The sequence below is a fragment of the Pseudomonas sp. GW821-FHT03C07 genome (assembly GCF_059420925.1).
Genome location: NZ_JBWKUQ010000006.1, coordinates 375,427 through 390,923 on the forward strand (window position 1 = coordinate 375,427; position 15,497 = coordinate 390,923).

Consider the following 15,497-nt stretch of genomic DNA (forward strand, 5'->3'; position numbering starts at 1 on the left):
CATTATGGCCGCTGGCGGCTCAGGTGCAAACCGCCGGACGTACATGTTGATCATCAATAAAGTGCGTATAATCCGCCGCCATGACTCGTACCCGATCCCCCCGTTCCCGTGCTAAATCCAAACCTCCCGCTGGCCGCCTGCGTCCCTGGCTTGGCTGGGCGATCAAGCTCAGCCTGGTCGGCCTCGTCGTGCTGGCCGGTTTTGCCGTCTACCTCGATGCCATCGTGCAGGAAAAGTTCTCCGGCAAGCGCTGGACCATTCCGGCCAAGGTCTATGCCCGGCCGCTGGAGCTGTTCGTCGGCCAGAAGCTGAGCAAGGACGACTTCCTCACCGAACTCGATGCCCTCGGCTATCGTCGCGAAGCCGTGGCCAATGGCCCGGGGGCGGCGGCGGTCAGCGGCAACAGCGTGGACTTGAACACCCGTGGCTTCCAGTTCTATGAGGGCATGGAAACGGCCCAGCCGGTGCGGGTGCGCTTCTCTGGCGATTATGTGACCGAGCTGTCCTCGCTCAACGGCTCGAAGCTCTCGGTGGTGCGCCTTGAGCCGCTGCTGATCGGCGGGCTGTACCCGAAGAACCTCGAAGACCGCATCCTGATCAAGATCGACCAGGTACCGCCGTACCTGCTCGACACCCTGGTGACGGTCGAGGATCGGGATTTCTATCATCACTTCGGCGTCTCGCCCAAGTCGATTGCCCGGGCCATCTGGGTCAATACCTCGGCCGGGCAGATGCGCCAGGGCGGCAGTACCCTGACCCAGCAGTTGGTCAAGAACTTCTTCCTGACCAACGAACGCAGCCTGAGCCGCAAGCTCACCGAGGCCATGATGGCCTTGTTGCTGGAGTTGCATTACGACAAGAAAGAGATTCTCGAGGCCTACCTCAACGAGGTCTTTATCGGCCAGGACGGCCAGCGCGCGGTGCACGGCTTCGGCCTGGCCAGCCAGTTCTTCTTCAGCCAGCCACTGGCGGAGCTGAAATTGCATCAGGTGGCCTTACTGGTGGGCATGGTCAAGGGCCCGTCCTACTACAACCCGCGACGTTACCCGGATCGGGCGCTCGAGCGGCGTAACCTGGTGCTCGACCTGTTGGAGCAGCAGGGCGTGGCGACTGCCGAGCAAGTGGCGGCGGCGAAGAAAATGCCACTGGGGGTGACCGCCCGCGGCAGCCTGGCGGATAGCTCGTTCCCCGGCTTCCTCGACCTGGTCAAGCGGCAACTGCGTGAAGACTACCGCGACGAAGACTTGACCGAGGAAGGCTTGCGCATCTTCACCAGCTTCGACCCGATCCTGCAAATGAAGGCCGAGGCCTCGGTCAACGACACCTTCAAGCGCCTGGCCGGGCGCAAGGGCAGTGACGATATCGAGGCGGCCATGGTGGTGACCAACCCGGAAACCGGTGAGATCCAGGCGATGATCGGCAGTCGCCAGTCCAGCTTTGCCGGGTTCAACCGCGCGCTGGATGCGGTGCGTCCGGTGGGCTCGCTGATCAAGCCGGCGGTGTATCTGACCGCGCTGGAGAAACCCAGCCAGTACACGCTGACCAGTTGGCTTTCGGACGAAGCCTTCTCGGTGAAAGGCGCTGACGGACAGATCTGGAAACCGCAGAACTTTGACCGTCGTTCCCACGGTACGGTTTTCCTTTATCAGGGCCTGGCGCACTCCTATAACCTGTCGACCGCTCGACTGGGCCTGGAAGTCGGCGTGCCGAATGTCCTCAAGACCCTCGGACGCCTTGGCGTTACCCGTGAGTTCCCGGCCTTTCCTTCGATGTTGCTGGGGGCCGCGAGCATGACGCCGATGGATATCGCGACCATGTACCAGACCCTGGCCAACGGTGGCTTCAATACGCCGATGCGTGGTATTCGCAGTGTCCTGACGGCCGAGGGCCAGCCGCTCAAGCGTTATCCGTTCCAGATCCAGCAGCGCTTCGACGCGGGCTCGATCTACCTGATCCAGGCGGCCATGCAGCGGGTGATGCGCGAGGGGACCGGGAGCGGGGTCTACAACGTCCTGCCCAAGACCCTGACCCTGGCCGGCAAGACCGGTACCAGCAACGATTCGCGTGACAGTTGGTTCGCCGGTTTCGGCCAGGATCTGCTGGCGGTGGTCTGGCTCGGTCGTGATGACAACGGCAAGACGCCGTTCACCGGTGCCAGCGGTGCCTTGCAGGTCTGGACCAGTTTCATGCGCAAGGCCGACCCGCTGCCACTGGATATGCCGCAACCGGATAACGTGGTCCAGGCCTGGGTCGATCCGCACAGCGGGCAAGGCTCCGATGCCAATTGCCCGGGCGCGGTGCAGATGCCGTATATTCGCGGCAGTGAACCGGTGCCGGGCGCTTCGTGCGGTGGCGCGGCGCCTGCGCCGGCCACTGAAGTGATGGATTGGGTCAAGGGCTGGTTGAATTGAGCGAAGAGGGTTTGACGTGAACAAGTGGTGGATTCCAGCTTTTGCAGCGCTGACCGTGTTGGGTGGTTGTTCCAGCGTGCCACGGGGTTCGATCCCGGTGGTTGATTCGGGGACCGCGGTCTCCAATAACGAGCGGATCTCGTCCACAGGCGGTTTCCGCAAGTCCGTGGTCAAGGGGCCGGTGCCGAGCCAGACCCAGGCGGTGCCGCAGGATTCCGGCGTGGTGGTGATGATTCCGGGCGGCGGGGCGACAACGTCGGCGCCGATCAGTAGCGAGCCGTTCACGCCGGGGCCGATTACCCCGGGCCCGTCGAACAACGCGCCGATCCAGGCCGCGCCGGTCGACTCGGGTGCCTATAACCAGGGCGCTTACAACCCGCCGGCGAATCAGGGCGGCTACAACATGCCGAGCCCGGTGGCGCCGAGCGGTATTCCGTCGAACAACAACAGCGGTGGCCTGTCCGCCGACGAGCAACTGGATGGCCCGGTACTGGCGTTGTTGACCACCGCCCAGCAGCAGCAATCCAGTGGCGACCTCAATGGCGCCTCGTCGAGCCTTGAGCGTGCCCAGCGTGTGGCCCCCCGTGAGCCGCAAGTGCTTTATCGACTGGCCCAGGTGCGCATGGCCCAGGGTGATGCGCCGCAAGCCGAGCAACTGGCCCGTCGTGGTCTGAGCTTTGCTAATGGACGTCCGGATCTGCAGGCCAACCTCTGGGGCATCATCGCCCAGGCGCGGAGCAAGCAGGGTGATGCCGCCGGTGCCGCCCAGGCGCAGCAGAAGGCCAAGGTCGGTTACTGATGGATGCGCGTTTTCCGTTGATTGCCGAGCAACTCCTGCTGATCGAACGGGAATTGCGGGCCCAGGGCTGCTGGGATGAGGTGTCGCCCAGCGCCGAGGCTTTGGCCAGTGTCGAGCCCTTCAGCGTCGATAGCCTGGAGTTCGAGCAGTGGCTGCAATGGATCTTCCTGCCGAGGATGAAGGTGATCCTCGAGGAGGACCTGCCGCTGCCCAATGCTTCCGGGATTCTGGCCATGGCCGAAATGGTCTATGCCCAGCGGCCAGGGCAGGGGCGCGGCTTGCAGCGGTTGCTGGCGCAGTTCGACCGGTTGATTGCCGAGACCCGCGGCTAGAACCGTCGTTACCTTGTTCGTCGTTCCTTGTGGGGGCCGGCTTGCCGGCGCTGGCTGCCGGAAGAACGATGCCTGGCGTGTGGGCCTCATCGCCGGCAAGCCGGCGCCTACACAGGGTATGAGGTGTTTACGAGCAGTTTTCCTCGATGCTCTTGCGCGTCTCCACCAGGCGCGCCTGACGCTCCTCTTCGGTCAGGCGCCGCAGCTCGCCATTGACTTCTTCACGCACCCGCGCATTGTTTTCCAACTGGGCCAGGTTGGTCCGGGCTTTCTCGCAATAGGCTTTGCGAGCCACTTCCTCATCGGCAAGTTGTTTCTTGACCTTGGCGTCCACGGCCTTCTGGTCGCCCACTGCGGTGCTCGCCGGCACGGCGGGGCGTGGCGGTGGCGCGGGGACATTGCCGATCGCCGGGGTCACCACGGTCGCCGTTTGCCCCGCAGGCGGCTGCGCGTCGAAATGCGTCACGCCCTGGGCATCGACCCATTTGTAGATCTGCCCGGCCTGGCACAGCGGGCTCAAAGCGAGTAGCAGGCCCGTTATCAGAATGCTTCTACGCATCAGGTTTCCTTGTCAGACAATGCGATAAGCAACGTAGCACATTCCCTCGGGAAAGGTTTTCTTCTGCGTTGTCATGCGCTTAGTTCGAAGAAAGCTCACAAGATGACTTGACTTGGACCGGACGAATCAGAACAATCCAAAGTCCGCTGTAGAGGGACTGCCAGAAGCAGGCCCACTCGGCAGATCATGAGGCGCACATCCGCGCCGACCTGTTACACCCGCAACGCGTTACCTCGCGCTGGGTGGGAAACCCCCGCAACACTTGGGGCACTCCCAATACTTGCTCAGTCAGTGCTGACGTAGTCGGCGACCACCGTCGCTCATGCTCTGCTGAGAAGTAAACCTATTAAGACCCGTCCTCCAGTGTGCGTGGACGGTATTCTGGCGTTTTAGAGGTGAACAACGTGGAGCTTTTATCTGGCGGTGAGATGCTCGTCCGCTTTTTGCGTGACGAAGGCGTCAAATATATCTATGGGTACCCGGGTGGTGCTCTTCTGCATGTCTACGATGCCTTGTTCAAAGAACCGGACGTGACCCACATCCTGGTTCGTCACGAGCAGGCGGCGACCCATATGGCTGATGGTTACGCCCGGGCCACCGGTAAAGCCGGCGTGGTTCTGGTGACTTCCGGTCCTGGCGCAACCAATGCCATCACCGGTATCGCCACGGCGTACATGGACTCCATTCCGATGGTGATCATTTCCGGTCAGGTGCCGAGCACTCTGGTCGGTACCGATGCGTTCCAGGAAACCGACATGATCGGTATCTCCCGGCCGATCGTGAAGCACAGCTTCATGATCAAGCACGCCTCGGAAATCCCGGAAGTGATGAAGAAGGCGTTCTACCTGGCGCAATCCGGTCGTCCTGGTCCTGTCGTTGTCGATATTCCGAAGGACATGACCAACCCGGCCGAGAAGTTCGAATACATTTTCCCGAAAAAAGCCAAGCTGCGTTCCTACAGCCCAGCGGTGCGTGGTCATTCCGGGCAGATCCGCAAGGCGGCGGAAATGCTCCTGGCGGCCAAGCGTCCGGTGCTCTACGCGGGCGGCGGGGTGATCCTCGGTGGTGGCTCCGCGCCCCTGACCGAGCTGGCCAAGATGCTCAACCTGCCCGTCACCAATACCCTGATGGGGCTCGGCGCCTACCCTGGCACCGACCGGCAGTTCGTCGGCATGCTCGGCATGCACGGCAGCTACACCGCCAACCTGACCATGCACCACGCCGATGTGATCCTGGCCGTGGGCGCGCGTTTCGATGACCGGGTGATCAACGGTCCATCGAAGTTCTGCCCGAACGCCAAGATCATCCACATCGACATCGACCCGGCATCGATCTCCAAGACCATCAAGGCAGACGTGCCTATCGTTGGGCCGGTGGAGAGCGTGCTGACCGAGATGGTCGCGACCCTCAAGGAAATCGGCGAGACCCCGAACAAGGAGTCGGTGGCCAGCTGGTGGAAGCAGATCGACGAATGGCGCGGTGATCGTGGCCTGTTCCCTTACGACAAGGGCGACGGCAGCATCATCAAGCCACAGACCGTGATCGAGACCCTCTGCGAAGTGACCAAGGGCGATGCCTTTGTCACCTCCGACGTGGGTCAGCACCAGATGTTCGCGGCGCAGTACTACAAGTTCAACAAACCCAACCGCTGGATCAACTCCGGCGGCCTGGGCACCATGGGCTTTGGTTTCCCTGCGGCCATGGGTGTGAAACTGAGCTTCCCTGACGCCGACGTCGCGTGCGTCACCGGCGAGGGCAGCATCCAGATGAACATCCAGGAGTTGTCGACTTGCCTGCAGTACGGCCTGCCGGTGAAGATCGTCAGCCTGAACAACGGTGTGCTCGGCATGGTTCGCCAATGGCAGGACATGAGCTACGGCAGCCGTCACTCGCACTCGTACATGGAATCGCTGCCTGACTTCGTCAAGCTGGTCGAAGCCTACGGTCACGTCGGTATCCGTATCACGGATCTGAAAGACTTGAAGCCGAAGATGGAAGAAGCGTTCGCGATGAAGGATCGCCTGGTGTTCCTCGATATCCAGGTCGACACCAGCGAGCACGTCTACCCGATGCAGATCAAAGACGGCTCCATGCGCGATATGTGGCTGAGCAAGACGGAGCGTACCTAATATGCGGCACATCATTTCCCTGCTTCTGGAAAACGAACCTGGCGCTCTGTCCCGTGTGGTTGGCCTGTTTTCGCAACGCAACTACAACATCGAAAGCCTGACCGTGGCCCCGACCGAAGACCCGACCCTGTCGCGTCTGACGCTGACCACCGTGGGGCATGACGAGGTTATCGAGCAGATCACCAAGAACCTGAACAAGCTGATCGAAGTGGTCAAGCTGGTGGACCTGTCGGAAAGTGCTCACATCGAGCGCGAACTGATGCTGGTCAAGGTCAAGGCCACTGGCGCCCAGCGCGCCGAGATCAAACGCACCACCGATATTTACCGTGGGCAGATCGTTGATGTCAGCGCTAGCGTGTATACCGTTCAACTGACCGGTACCAGCGACAAGCTCGACAGCTTCATCCAGTCCATCGGCACCGCCTCGATTCTGGAGACTGTCCGTAGTGGCGTCACCGGTATTGCGCGCGGCGACAAAGTACTCAGCATCTAAACCAAATTAGCGAATGGCCTGAACGGCCTGGATATATAGGGGAATTTCATGAAAGTTTATTACGAAAAAGACTGCGACCTGTCGATCATCCAGGGCAAGAAAGTCGCCATCATCGGTTACGGTTCCCAGGGTCATGCGCAAGCTTGCAACCTGAAAGACTCCGGCGTTGACGTGACTGTCGGCCTGCGTAAAGGTTCGGCCACCGTGGCCAAGGCTGAAGCCCATGGCCTGAAAGTGACCGACGTGGCCAGCGCTGTTGCCGCTGCCGACCTGGTCATGATCCTGACCCCGGACGAGTTCCAGTCCGCGCTGTACAAGAACGAAATCGAGCCGAACATCAAGAAAGGCGCCACCCTGGCCTTCTCCCACGGCTTCGCGATCCACTACAACCAGGTTGTGCCGCGCGCTGACCTCGACGTGATCATGATCGCGCCGAAGGCGCCAGGCCACACCGTACGTTCCGAGTTCGTCAAAGGCGGCGGTATCCCTGACCTGATCGCGATCTACCAGGACGCCTCGGGCAACGCCAAGAACGTTGCACTGTCCTACGCCGCCGGCGTTGGTGGTGGTCGTACCGGCATCATCGAAACCACCTTCAAGGACGAGACCGAAACCGACCTGTTCGGCGAACAAGCCGTTCTCTGCGGCGGTACCGTCGAGCTGGTCAAAGCCGGTTTCGAAACCCTGGTTGAAGCAGGCTACGCGCCAGAAATGGCCTACTTCGAATGCCTGCACGAACTGAAGCTGATCGTTGACCTCATGTACGAAGGCGGTATCGCCAACATGAACTACTCGATCTCCAACAACGCCGAATATGGCGAGTACGTGACCGGCCCTGAAGTCATCAACGCCGAATCCCGCCAGGCCATGCGCAACGCTCTGAAGCGCATCCAGGACGGCGAATACGCGAAAATGTTCATCAGCGAAGGTGCTACCGGCTACCCATCGATGACCGCCAAGCGTCGCAACAACGCCGCGCACGGCATCGAGATCATCGGCGAGCAACTGCGTTCGATGATGCCGTGGATCGGCGCGAACAAGATCGTCGACAAAACCAAGAACTGAGTCGACGCTCAGCCGGTTGCCCGGCCCCCTGGGGCTGGGTAGCGGTACATGCTGTACACAAACGCCCCGACTTGTCGGGGCGTTTTGTTTTGTCACATAAAGCTTTTGTGGCGGGCGTTGAACATTCCAGGCAAACGACGTAATTTACTTACATGTAAGATTTTTCGGAGGACTGATGCCCCGTAAAAAAGCAGCGGATGACAAGCCCTCAGTGGGTGAGAAGTCGTCATCACCGGCCAAGACCAAGACCACCGCCGACTATGTCCGCGACATGCGTGCTCGTCTGCGTGAGGCCGGCCTGGTGAAGCGGGAATTCTGGATTCTTCCCGAGAATGCGACGGCCCTGCGGGGTATCGAAAAGGCGTTACGCCAGCCCTTCCTGGGTGAACGGATCAAACTGGAGGCTTTCATGACTGAGAACATCAACTGGACGATCAACTCGCTGCACAAGGCGCTGTCGGAGCTGGAGGTAGTGTCCGCTGGGGAGATTGTCCTGACCCTCGCCGAGAACGCCGAGCAGAGCATCAAACTGAGCATGACCGAGTTCGGCGACCTGCCGCTCTACCTCGCCGTGTCCGGTGACCAGATCCTGGTGGACGCAACCTTGGTCGAGGTCAGCCGGGTCAAGGATCCGGCGGTCTTCAACGGCCTGGTGCTGCGCAGCCGCGACCTGTTCCCGCTGTCCTCCGTGGGGATCGAACGGGTCGGCGACGGCACCGAGGTCTACTGCATGTTCGGTGCGCTGAGCGCGGCTTCCACGATCACCGTGATCGTCCAGGAAATCTTCACCCTGGCCGAGAACGTGATCCGTGCAGTGGAAGCGTTCGAAGACCACATCCACGTTTAATGAAGTCCCCAAGGAGTTTTCGATGAGTATTTGGAAGAAAGTCATAACGGCCATTCGTGGTGGTGTTTCCGAGGTCGGTGAGACCATTGTCGATGCCAACGCCATCCGCATCCTCGAACAGGAACAGCGCGACGCCGAGAATGCCGTGGCCAAGGCCAAGAACGGCCTGGTGGACATCAAGGCCCGCTACAAACTGTCGCAACAACGCCTTGATGGCCTGAACAACGACATCGCCAACTGGGAAGGCAAGGCCATGGCCGCGCTGGACAAGGGTGTGGAAAGCCTGGCCGGCGAGTGCGCCAACAAGGTGGCCGAGATCGAGGCCCTGCGCGACCAGGAGAAACTCCTGGCCGATCAGTTCGGCGCCCAGGTCGAGATGCTGCATGCTCAGGTGATCAAGGCGGAAAACCAGATCAAGGGTTTGAAGCAGCAGGTCGAGATGGCCAAGGCTCGCGAGACGGTCCAGCAGGCACGGGTTGCTACCGCGGCGGCCACTGGCGGGGCGAATGGCAAGTTGGAAACGGCGGTCGGTTCGCTGGCCCGGATCAAGCAGCGCCAGGATGAGCGCGACGCCAAGCTGGATGCCGCGCAGGAATTGGCCGACGAGTCCAATGGCGGTGATCTGGAGCGGCGTCTGCAGGATGCTGGTATCGGCGCCAAGTCAGGCAGCGGCAGTGAGGTGCTGGCACGGCTGAAAGCCCGGCAGAATCCTGGCTCGGGCCAGTAAGCAGCAGTCCTAGGGCAAATGCGTGAGCGCTTTGCCCTTTTTGCCGTCTGAAAAACGGGCAGGGTAGCGCGTTGTCGCGACAGGAAGGAGAGACACGATGAGTTGGATCAAGCGCGTCATGGGCTTCGAGGCGCCGACGCCTGCGGCGGGCGCGACCTCGCTTGCGCCGGGTAACCCCCTGGGGCTGGCCTCGGGGCGGATGCTGTGCCTGGATCGCTCCTTGAAGCTGTTGCTCGAGGGGCAGTCCCATGTGGTGGTGCCTGATGACGAGAAAGTCTGGGCAGTGGGTGATATCGATCTCGGGCAGTCGATGCGTTTGCAGCGGTTTTACCTCGATAACGAGGATTACTTCCTGCAAGTGGTCATGGACGGCCCCGCGGCCGAGGACATTCAGGACCTGATCCTGTTCGGCTACCACGACGTCACCCCGATCAACAGCAAGGAACAGTTGCTGCAACTGACCGGCCCCAATGCGAAAATCGGCATGCCGCTCTACGAGCTCGAGGGCGAGGAGTATGCCCGGCAATGGGGGAGCGAAGACGGGCAGACCGAACTCACGCCGATGCAGGAGTTCGTCAAGAGCCCGGACGGTGCCTACTCGATCAAGCACCTGAGCATGCTCTATGCGCGCGAGACCGGTCTGCTCAACCGTCGGGAGTTCCTGCTCTTCTCGGTCGAGGAAGACGAGGAGGGGGTGATCACCCTGTCCAGCGCTGTTGGCGTGACGCTGCAAATCACCGATATCGAAGTTCTCTGACAAGGAAATCATCATGCTCGAAGCGCTGCGCATGTCGCTCAACGCCACCGCGGTATTCGGCTTCATCGTCTATATGGCGGTGGCGGCTGTTCTGTTCGTGTTGTTCCAGTTCATCTACACCTGCCTGACGCCCCACAAGGAATTTGCCCTGATCCGCGAGGGCAATACCGCCGCGGCGATTGCGCTGGGCGGTTCCATGGTGGGTTTTGCCCTGCCGGCCAGCAATATCATCGCCAACAGCATCAGTGTCGTCGACGTCGTCGTCTGGGTGCTGATCGCGGCCGTGGTGCAGTTGCTGGCGTTTGCCGTGACCAGCCTGGTGCTCAAGGGGCTGTCCGCGCGTATCGTGCGCGGCGAGCTGGCGGCGGCGATCTACTTGGCCTCGGTGGCCATCAGTGTCGGGCTGTTGAATTCGGCCTGCATGACGCCGTCGACCTGAGCCCAGGGCAAGGATAAGGATCATTCGATGAGAACCCGTAGCTCCGTAAAACTGTTGCTGGCTGGCACCCTGCCTTTGGCGCTTTCCGCCTGTGGTGCGTCCCAGGACACCGTTGCCGTCAACTCGAAGAGCAACTTCAAGTCAGTCGAGGAGTGTGTGGCGGCGAAGGTCCCGGTGGAGGTCTGCTCCGATGCCTTCATGCAGGCGCTGGCCGATCACCGGCGTATCGCGCCGACCTATGACGACCAGGCGTCCTGCGACAGCGACTTCGTCCCCGGCTATTGCCAGGTCACCCCGGACGGCAAGTACATGCCGAAGATGGGCGGCTTCGAGCTGGCGATGTCCGGCGATGTGCCGCGCAAGGATCTTGAACAAGCCCAGCAACAAGCGGCCGCACAGTCGGGCAATGGTGGTGGCGGTGGGAATGGCGGTCTGCTGACCGGGTTGTTGCTTGGCAATCTGCTCAGCAACAGCGGGGGTGGCGGGCGTTACTATTCCCAGCCGATCTACGACAGTCGCGACAATCGCGGTAGCTATAGCAGTTCGACGCTGTCGCAGCAGATCGAGCAGGGCAAGTCGTTCAGCCGTTCGACCCAGGCCCGCAGCAGCTCCACCAACACCTACACCCCGGCGACCCTCGGCAAGAGCCTGGGCAGCGGTTCCGGCTCGGTTTCCTCGACGGTCTCGCGTGGCGGTTTCGGCAGCCAGGCTACCGCGCGCAGTGGCTGGGGCGGCAAAAGCAGCAGCATCTTCAGTTCCGGTGGTTGAGGGGCGCGACCAGGGTGAAAAAGATCGGTATCGAAGAGCGCCCATACTGGCGTGACAGCGTCGAGCACGAAGGTTTTGCTTTCCACACCATCGGTGGCGAGCGCTATTGGGATGAGCGCGGTTATTACCTGTTCACCGAAAAGCAGATCACTCGAGACCTGGAAGCGCCGACCAAGGCGCTTCACGACCTGTGCCTGGATGTGGTCGAGCGTGTCGTCGACAGCGAGGAGCTGTTGATGGGCCTGGCCATACCGCCGGCGTTTTTCGATCTGGTTCGCGACTCCTGGAAGCAGGGGCATCCGCATTTGTATGGTCGCTTCGACCTGGCGTACGACGGCAGCGGTCCGGCCAAGTGCCTGGAAGCCAATTACGACACGCCCACCAGTCTGCTTGAAGCCGGCTCCGTGCAGTTGCTCTGGCTTGAGGAGCAGATCGCTCGGGGCGTGTTGCCGGCGCGCGCCACTCAGTTCAACACGATTGCCGAGGATCTGGTCAGGGCCTTCGCGGCCTTTCCCGCCGGAGGGGCGTTCTACTTTTCGGCCATGTCCGGTTCGCAGGAGGATCGCGGGACCACGGACTTCCTGCGCAGGATGGCCGCGCATGCGGGGATCGAGGCGCGGCATATTGACATCGAGGATATCGGCCTCACCACCCAGGGCCGCTTTGTCGATCTGCACGGGCGCTGGATCGAGCGGTTGTTCAAGCTGCATGCCTGGGAACATATCTTCCACGAGGCGTTCGGCCAGGCGGTGCCAGGCTGTGATACCCAGTTTATCGAACCCGCCTGGAAAGCCATTGTCAGTAACAAAGGTATATTGCCGCTACTGTGGAAATTCCACGAAGGACATCCCAACCTGCTTCCCGCCTATGTCGACCAGAATCCACAGCGCCCCGTGCCCAAGGGCTGGGTGCGCAAACCGTTCTTTTCCCGTGAGGGCGCGAACATCGAGATCCGTACCGGTGACGACCAGGTGGTGGCCGAGGATGGGCCTTACACCGATGCGCCCTATATCCTGCAAGCGTTCTCCCCGCTGCCGAAGTTCGACGACAGCTACACCGTGATCGGTTCATGGGTGGTGGGGGATGTGGCGGCCGGGATCGGTATTCGTGAAGACGACAGTCTGATTACCAAGGACAGCAGTCGATTCCTGCCCCACGTTGTCCTGGGCTGATCGACCTGTCTGGCCCGGGTTTTTCCGCAGGCCGGGGCGCTTCTGGTATAAAGCGGGATCGTTTTGCGGTCCTAGAGCGGTCGCCGAGTGCTGTTGAAACCATTCATTTAGCTACAAGGTAATGTCATGACTGAACGTCCCGAAGAGCCTGGTCAGGGCTCCGACGCCGAAAGCCTGCTGCCCATCGACGAACATGTCGAGGAAGGGCATGACGCCAACGGCCAGAAAGTCCGCCATCGCGGTATCTATCTGTTGCCGAACCTGTTCACCACCGCGAACCTGTTTGCCGGTTTCTACGCCATCATCAGTGCGATGAGTGCGCAGAGTGCCGCGAGTGCCGGGGACCCGGCGGGGGCGAGCAAGTATTTCGCTTTTTCCGCCATCGCGATCTTCGTCGCCATGGTGCTCGATGGCCTGGACGGTCGCGTGGCGCGCATGACCAATACCCAGAGTGCCTTCGGCGCCGAGTATGACTCGTTGTCCGATATGGTTGCCTTCGGTGTCGCCCCGGCACTGCTGGCATTCGGTTGGGCGCTGGGGGATATGGGCAAGGTCGGCTGGATGGTCGCCTTCCTCTATGTGGCCGGTGCGGCGTTGCGTCTGGCGCGTTTCAATACCCAGGTCGGCACCGCCGACAAACGCTACTTCATCGGCCTGGCCAGTCCGGCGGCGGCTGGCGTAGTGGCCGGTACGGTGTGGGCGTTCAGCGACTACGGCATCCAGGGATCGAAGATGTCGTTCCTGGTGGCCTTGTTGGTGGCGGCGGCCGGGATGCTGATGGTCAGCAACATCAAGTACAACAGCTTCAAGGAGCTGGATCTCAAGGGGCGCGTGCCGTTTGTCGCGATCCTTGCGGTGGTGCTGGTGTTCGCCGTGGTATTCAGCGATCCGCCGCGCATCCTGCTGCTGATTTTCCTCGCCTATGCGGCCTCGGGTCCCATCCAGTACCTGTTGCATCTTCGTCGGCACAAAGCCGGCGAGTGATGTAATTTCCCGCAGACTCCGTAGTCTATTGGTCCATCAGTCCTCCAATGCTACGGAGTTGCCATGCTTATCAAGCTTCCCAAGCGATCCGATTGCCAAGACTCGGACGTCACGCCCGAATCTCTCTATCTCTCCCGTCGTGCATTACTCGGTGCTTCGGTCGCCGGGCTGGCGATCGGCAGTCTGCCGCGCTGGGCCAGTGCCGCCGAGGCGGCGCGTTATGCCGATGTGGATGCGGGGAATGCGCCGTCCTGGTTTAGCGGGAAACTACCCGAGACCCGATGGGGCGCGGTGACGGTCAAGGGAGAGGCGATTACCCCCTACAAGGACGCGACCCACTACAACAACTTCTATGAGTTCGGTACCGACAAGGGTGATCCGGCACAGAACGCCGGTTCCCTGAAAACCGAACCCTGGTCGGTGGTGGTGGACGGTGAGGTCGGCAAACCGGGGCGTTATGCCCTGGAAGACTTCATGAAGCCTTACCAGTTGGAGGAGCGCATCTATCGCCTGCGCTGTGTCGAGGCCTGGTCGATGGTGATTCCCTGGATTGGCTTTCCCATCTCGGCGTTGCTCAAGCAGGTCGAGCCGACCTCGAAGGCCAAGTACATTCGTTTCGAAACCTTGCAGGACCCCAAGAGCATGCCGGGCCAGCGTTCCGGTTTCGCCCTGATCGACTGGCCTTATGTAGAAGGCTTGCGGCTGGACGAGGCGATGAACCCCTTGGCGATTCTGGCCGTGGGCATGTATGGGCGGGAGCTGCCGAATCAGAACGGCGCGCCGTTGCGTCTGGTGGTGCCATGGAAGTACGGGTTCAAGAGCGTGAAATCCATTGTCCGCATCAGCTTGGTGGAAGAGCAGCCCAAGACCACCTGGCAAAGCATCGCTTCGGATGAGTATGGTTTCTATGCCAATGTGAACCCTGGCGTCGACCATCCGCGCTGGACCCAGGCTCGGGAGCGGCGTTTGCCCAGTGGGCTGCTCAGCCCCAATGTGCGTGAGACGCAGATGTTCAACGGCTACTCGGATGAGGTTGCTTCTTTATATAGTGGCCTGGATCTGCGGAAGAACTACTGATGCGCTATCCGTTCTGGCGTGTGGGGGTCTTTATTGCGGTGGGGATCTGGCCGTTGCTCTGGTTGTATCAGGCCTGGAACCTGGCCTTGGGGCCGGATCCGGGAAAGGTCATGGTTGATCGGCTGGGCTTGGGTACGCTGATTCTGTTGTTGGTGACCTTGAGCATGACGCCGTTGCAGAAACTCAGTGGCTGGCCAGGCTGGATTGCGGTGCGCCGGCAATTGGGCTTGTGGTGTTTTGCCTACGTGGTGCTGCATTTGGCGGCTTACCTGGTGTTTGTGCTCGGGTTGGACTGGTCGCAATTGGTTGTCGAGTTGCGCAAGCGGCCTTACATCATTGTCGGTGCGCTGGGTTTCCTCTGTCTGCTGGCGCTTTCCGTGACCTCGAACCGTTACAGCCAGCGTCGCCTGGGTAAGGGTTGGAAGAAGTTGCACCGCCTGGTTTACGTGATCCTCGGGTTGGGGTTGCTGCATATGTTGTGGATCGTGCGGGCCGACCTGAAGGAGTGGACGGTGTATGCCTCTATAGGGGCGCTGCTTATAGTGTTGCGCATCCCTGTAGTGACGCGCCGAATTCCCCGTCTTGTGGCCAAGAAGCCGCTCCCCACAACAACGCGGTCCTTGTAAGGAGCCCGGCTTGCTGGCGATGGCGTCCTTGAAGCCGCTAAAAGCTTCGCGGGCAAGCTCCGCTCCCACAGGACCGAGTCGCACCGCAAACTCTCGGTTAGCCCCGGACCTTGTAGGAGCCGGCTTGCCGGCGATGGCGTCCTTGAAGCCGCTAAAAGCTTCGCGGGCAAGCTCCGCTCCCACAAGGACCGAGTCGCACTGCAGGCTCTCGGTCAGCCTCGGATCTTGTAGGAGTCCGGCTTGCCGGCGATGGCGTCCTTGAGGCCGCTAAAAGCTTCGCGGGCAAGCTCCGCTCCCACAGTGTCCGGGTCT

At 61.1% G+C, this 15,497-nt stretch carries 16 protein-coding genes; 15 read left to right on the forward strand and 1 reads right to left on the reverse strand.

Features of this window, described 5'->3' with window-relative positions:
• Positions 1-80 precede the first annotated feature (80 nt).
• Genes mrcB through AC07VG_RS15260 form a run of 3 tightly spaced genes read left to right on the forward strand, consistent with a single transcriptional unit; the run spans position 81 to position 3,542 of the window.
• Positions 81-2,411, forward strand: coding sequence for a penicillin-binding protein 1B (gene mrcB / locus AC07VG_RS15250; protein ID WP_495001422.1), 2,331 nt, complete (start codon positions 81-83; stop codon positions 2,409-2,411).
• A gap of 16 nt (positions 2,412-2,427) precedes the next feature.
• Complete coding sequence (locus tag AC07VG_RS15255) at positions 2,428-3,210, forward strand: tetratricopeptide repeat protein (RefSeq protein WP_495001423.1); 783 nt, start codon at positions 2,428-2,430, stop codon at positions 3,208-3,210.
• On the forward strand, positions 3,210-3,542 hold the full coding sequence (locus tag AC07VG_RS15260) for a YqcC family protein (protein ID WP_495001424.1): 333 nt from the start codon (positions 3,210-3,212) through the stop codon (positions 3,540-3,542). Before AC07VG_RS15255 ends, AC07VG_RS15260 begins: the two co-directional genes overlap by 1 nt.
• Positions 3,543-3,669: 127 nt before the next feature.
• Here the strand turns inward: AC07VG_RS15260 and AC07VG_RS15265 are convergent, their stop codons facing one another.
• Positions 3,670-4,101, reverse strand: coding sequence for a DUF4124 domain-containing protein (locus AC07VG_RS15265; protein ID WP_495001425.1), 432 nt, complete (start codon positions 4,099-4,101; stop codon positions 3,670-3,672).
• A gap of 404 nt (positions 4,102-4,505) precedes the next feature.
• Here AC07VG_RS15265 and AC07VG_RS15270 point away from each other — a divergent pair, with 404 nt between their 5' ends.
• From AC07VG_RS15270 to msrQ, 12 genes are all read left to right on the forward strand, one after another.
• Positions 4,506-6,230: an acetolactate synthase 3 large subunit gene (locus AC07VG_RS15270; protein WP_100939711.1), complete on the forward strand. Its 1,725-nt coding sequence runs from the start codon at positions 4,506-4,508 to the stop codon at positions 6,228-6,230.
• 1 nt (position 6,231) lies between these two features.
• The gene (ilvN, locus tag AC07VG_RS15275) at positions 6,232-6,723 is read left to right on the forward strand and encodes an acetolactate synthase small subunit (RefSeq protein ID WP_003176102.1); all 492 of its coding nucleotides are present in this window, start codon (positions 6,232-6,234) and stop codon (positions 6,721-6,723) included.
• Between the two features lie 48 nt (positions 6,724-6,771).
• Positions 6,772-7,788: a ketol-acid reductoisomerase gene (gene ilvC / locus AC07VG_RS15280; RefSeq protein WP_218226383.1), complete on the forward strand. Its 1,017-nt coding sequence runs from the start codon at positions 6,772-6,774 to the stop codon at positions 7,786-7,788.
• Positions 7,789-7,963: 175 nt separating this feature from the next.
• Positions 7,964-8,635 (forward strand): YjfI family protein, encoded by a 672-nt coding sequence (locus AC07VG_RS15285; RefSeq protein WP_495021435.1) that lies wholly within the window; start codon positions 7,964-7,966, stop codon positions 8,633-8,635.
• Between the two features lie 22 nt (positions 8,636-8,657).
• Positions 8,658-9,362: a PspA/IM30 family protein gene (locus tag AC07VG_RS15290; protein ID WP_495001427.1), complete on the forward strand. Its 705-nt coding sequence runs from the start codon at positions 8,658-8,660 to the stop codon at positions 9,360-9,362.
• 97 nt (positions 9,363-9,459) lie between these two features.
• The gene (locus AC07VG_RS15295) at positions 9,460-10,119 is read left to right on the forward strand and encodes a DUF2491 family protein (protein ID WP_495021436.1); all 660 of its coding nucleotides are present in this window, start codon (positions 9,460-9,462) and stop codon (positions 10,117-10,119) included.
• Positions 10,120-10,132: 13 nt separating this feature from the next.
• Entirely contained in the window at positions 10,133-10,558 is a 426-nt protein-coding gene (locus AC07VG_RS15300) for a DUF350 domain-containing protein (RefSeq protein WP_495021437.1), read from the forward strand.
• A 27-nt stretch (positions 10,559-10,585) separates the two neighbouring features.
• The gene (locus AC07VG_RS15305) at positions 10,586-11,326 is read left to right on the forward strand and encodes a DUF1190 domain-containing protein (RefSeq protein WP_495021438.1); all 741 of its coding nucleotides are present in this window, start codon (positions 10,586-10,588) and stop codon (positions 11,324-11,326) included.
• Positions 11,327-11,340: 14 nt separating this feature from the next.
• Positions 11,341-12,498 carry a glutathionylspermidine synthase family protein gene (locus tag AC07VG_RS15310; protein ID WP_495021439.1) on the forward strand — a complete coding sequence of 386 codons (1,158 nt, stop codon included), beginning with the start codon at positions 11,341-11,343 and terminating at the stop codon, positions 12,496-12,498.
• 126 nt (positions 12,499-12,624) lie between these two features.
• Entirely contained in the window at positions 12,625-13,482 is an 858-nt protein-coding gene (gene pssA, locus AC07VG_RS15315; protein WP_495001432.1) for a CDP-diacylglycerol--serine O-phosphatidyltransferase, read from the forward strand.
• 63 nt (positions 13,483-13,545) lie between these two features.
• A complete protein-coding gene (msrP, locus tag AC07VG_RS15320) occupies positions 13,546-14,559 on the forward strand; it encodes a protein-methionine-sulfoxide reductase catalytic subunit MsrP (RefSeq protein ID WP_495021440.1) in 1,014 nt (337 codons plus the stop codon).
• A complete protein-coding gene (gene msrQ / locus AC07VG_RS15325; protein WP_495021441.1) occupies positions 14,559-15,185 on the forward strand; it encodes a protein-methionine-sulfoxide reductase heme-binding subunit MsrQ in 627 nt (208 codons plus the stop codon). The genes msrP and msrQ overlap by 1 nt, the downstream gene beginning before the upstream one ends.
• Positions 15,186-15,497: the final 312 nt, after the last annotated feature.

What these genes read in the sequence shown, in the direction of transcription:
- msrQ (WP_495021441.1), top strand. Translation starts at nt 14,559, where the DNA reads ATGCGCTATCCGTTCTGGCGTGTGGGGGTCTTTATTGCGGTGGGGATC.
- msrP (WP_495021440.1), top strand. Translation starts at nt 13,546, where the DNA reads ATGCTTATCAAGCTTCCCAAGCGATCCGATTGCCAAGACTCGGACGTC.
- AC07VG_RS15300 (WP_495021437.1), top strand. Translation starts at nt 10,133, where the DNA reads ATGCTCGAAGCGCTGCGCATGTCGCTCAACGCCACCGCGGTATTCGGC.
- AC07VG_RS15295 (WP_495021436.1), top strand. Translation starts at nt 9,460, where the DNA reads ATGAGTTGGATCAAGCGCGTCATGGGCTTCGAGGCGCCGACGCCTGCG.
- AC07VG_RS15290 (WP_495001427.1), top strand. Translation starts at nt 8,658, where the DNA reads ATGAGTATTTGGAAGAAAGTCATAACGGCCATTCGTGGTGGTGTTTCC.
- ilvN (WP_003176102.1), top strand. Translation starts at nt 6,232, where the DNA reads ATGCGGCACATCATTTCCCTGCTTCTGGAAAACGAACCTGGCGCTCTG.
- mrcB (WP_495001422.1), top strand. Translation starts at nt 81, where the DNA reads ATGACTCGTACCCGATCCCCCCGTTCCCGTGCTAAATCCAAACCTCCC.
- pssA (WP_495001432.1), top strand. Translation starts at nt 12,625, where the DNA reads ATGACTGAACGTCCCGAAGAGCCTGGTCAGGGCTCCGACGCCGAAAGC.
- AC07VG_RS15260 (WP_495001424.1), top strand. Translation starts at nt 3,210, where the DNA reads ATGGATGCGCGTTTTCCGTTGATTGCCGAGCAACTCCTGCTGATCGAA.
- AC07VG_RS15265 (WP_495001425.1), bottom strand. Translation starts at nt 4,101, where the DNA reads ATGCGTAGAAGCATTCTGATAACGGGCCTGCTACTCGCTTTGAGCCCG.
- AC07VG_RS15285 (WP_495021435.1), top strand. Translation starts at nt 7,964, where the DNA reads ATGCCCCGTAAAAAAGCAGCGGATGACAAGCCCTCAGTGGGTGAGAAG.
- ilvC (WP_218226383.1), top strand. Translation starts at nt 6,772, where the DNA reads ATGAAAGTTTATTACGAAAAAGACTGCGACCTGTCGATCATCCAGGGC.
- AC07VG_RS15305 (WP_495021438.1), top strand. Translation starts at nt 10,586, where the DNA reads ATGAGAACCCGTAGCTCCGTAAAACTGTTGCTGGCTGGCACCCTGCCT.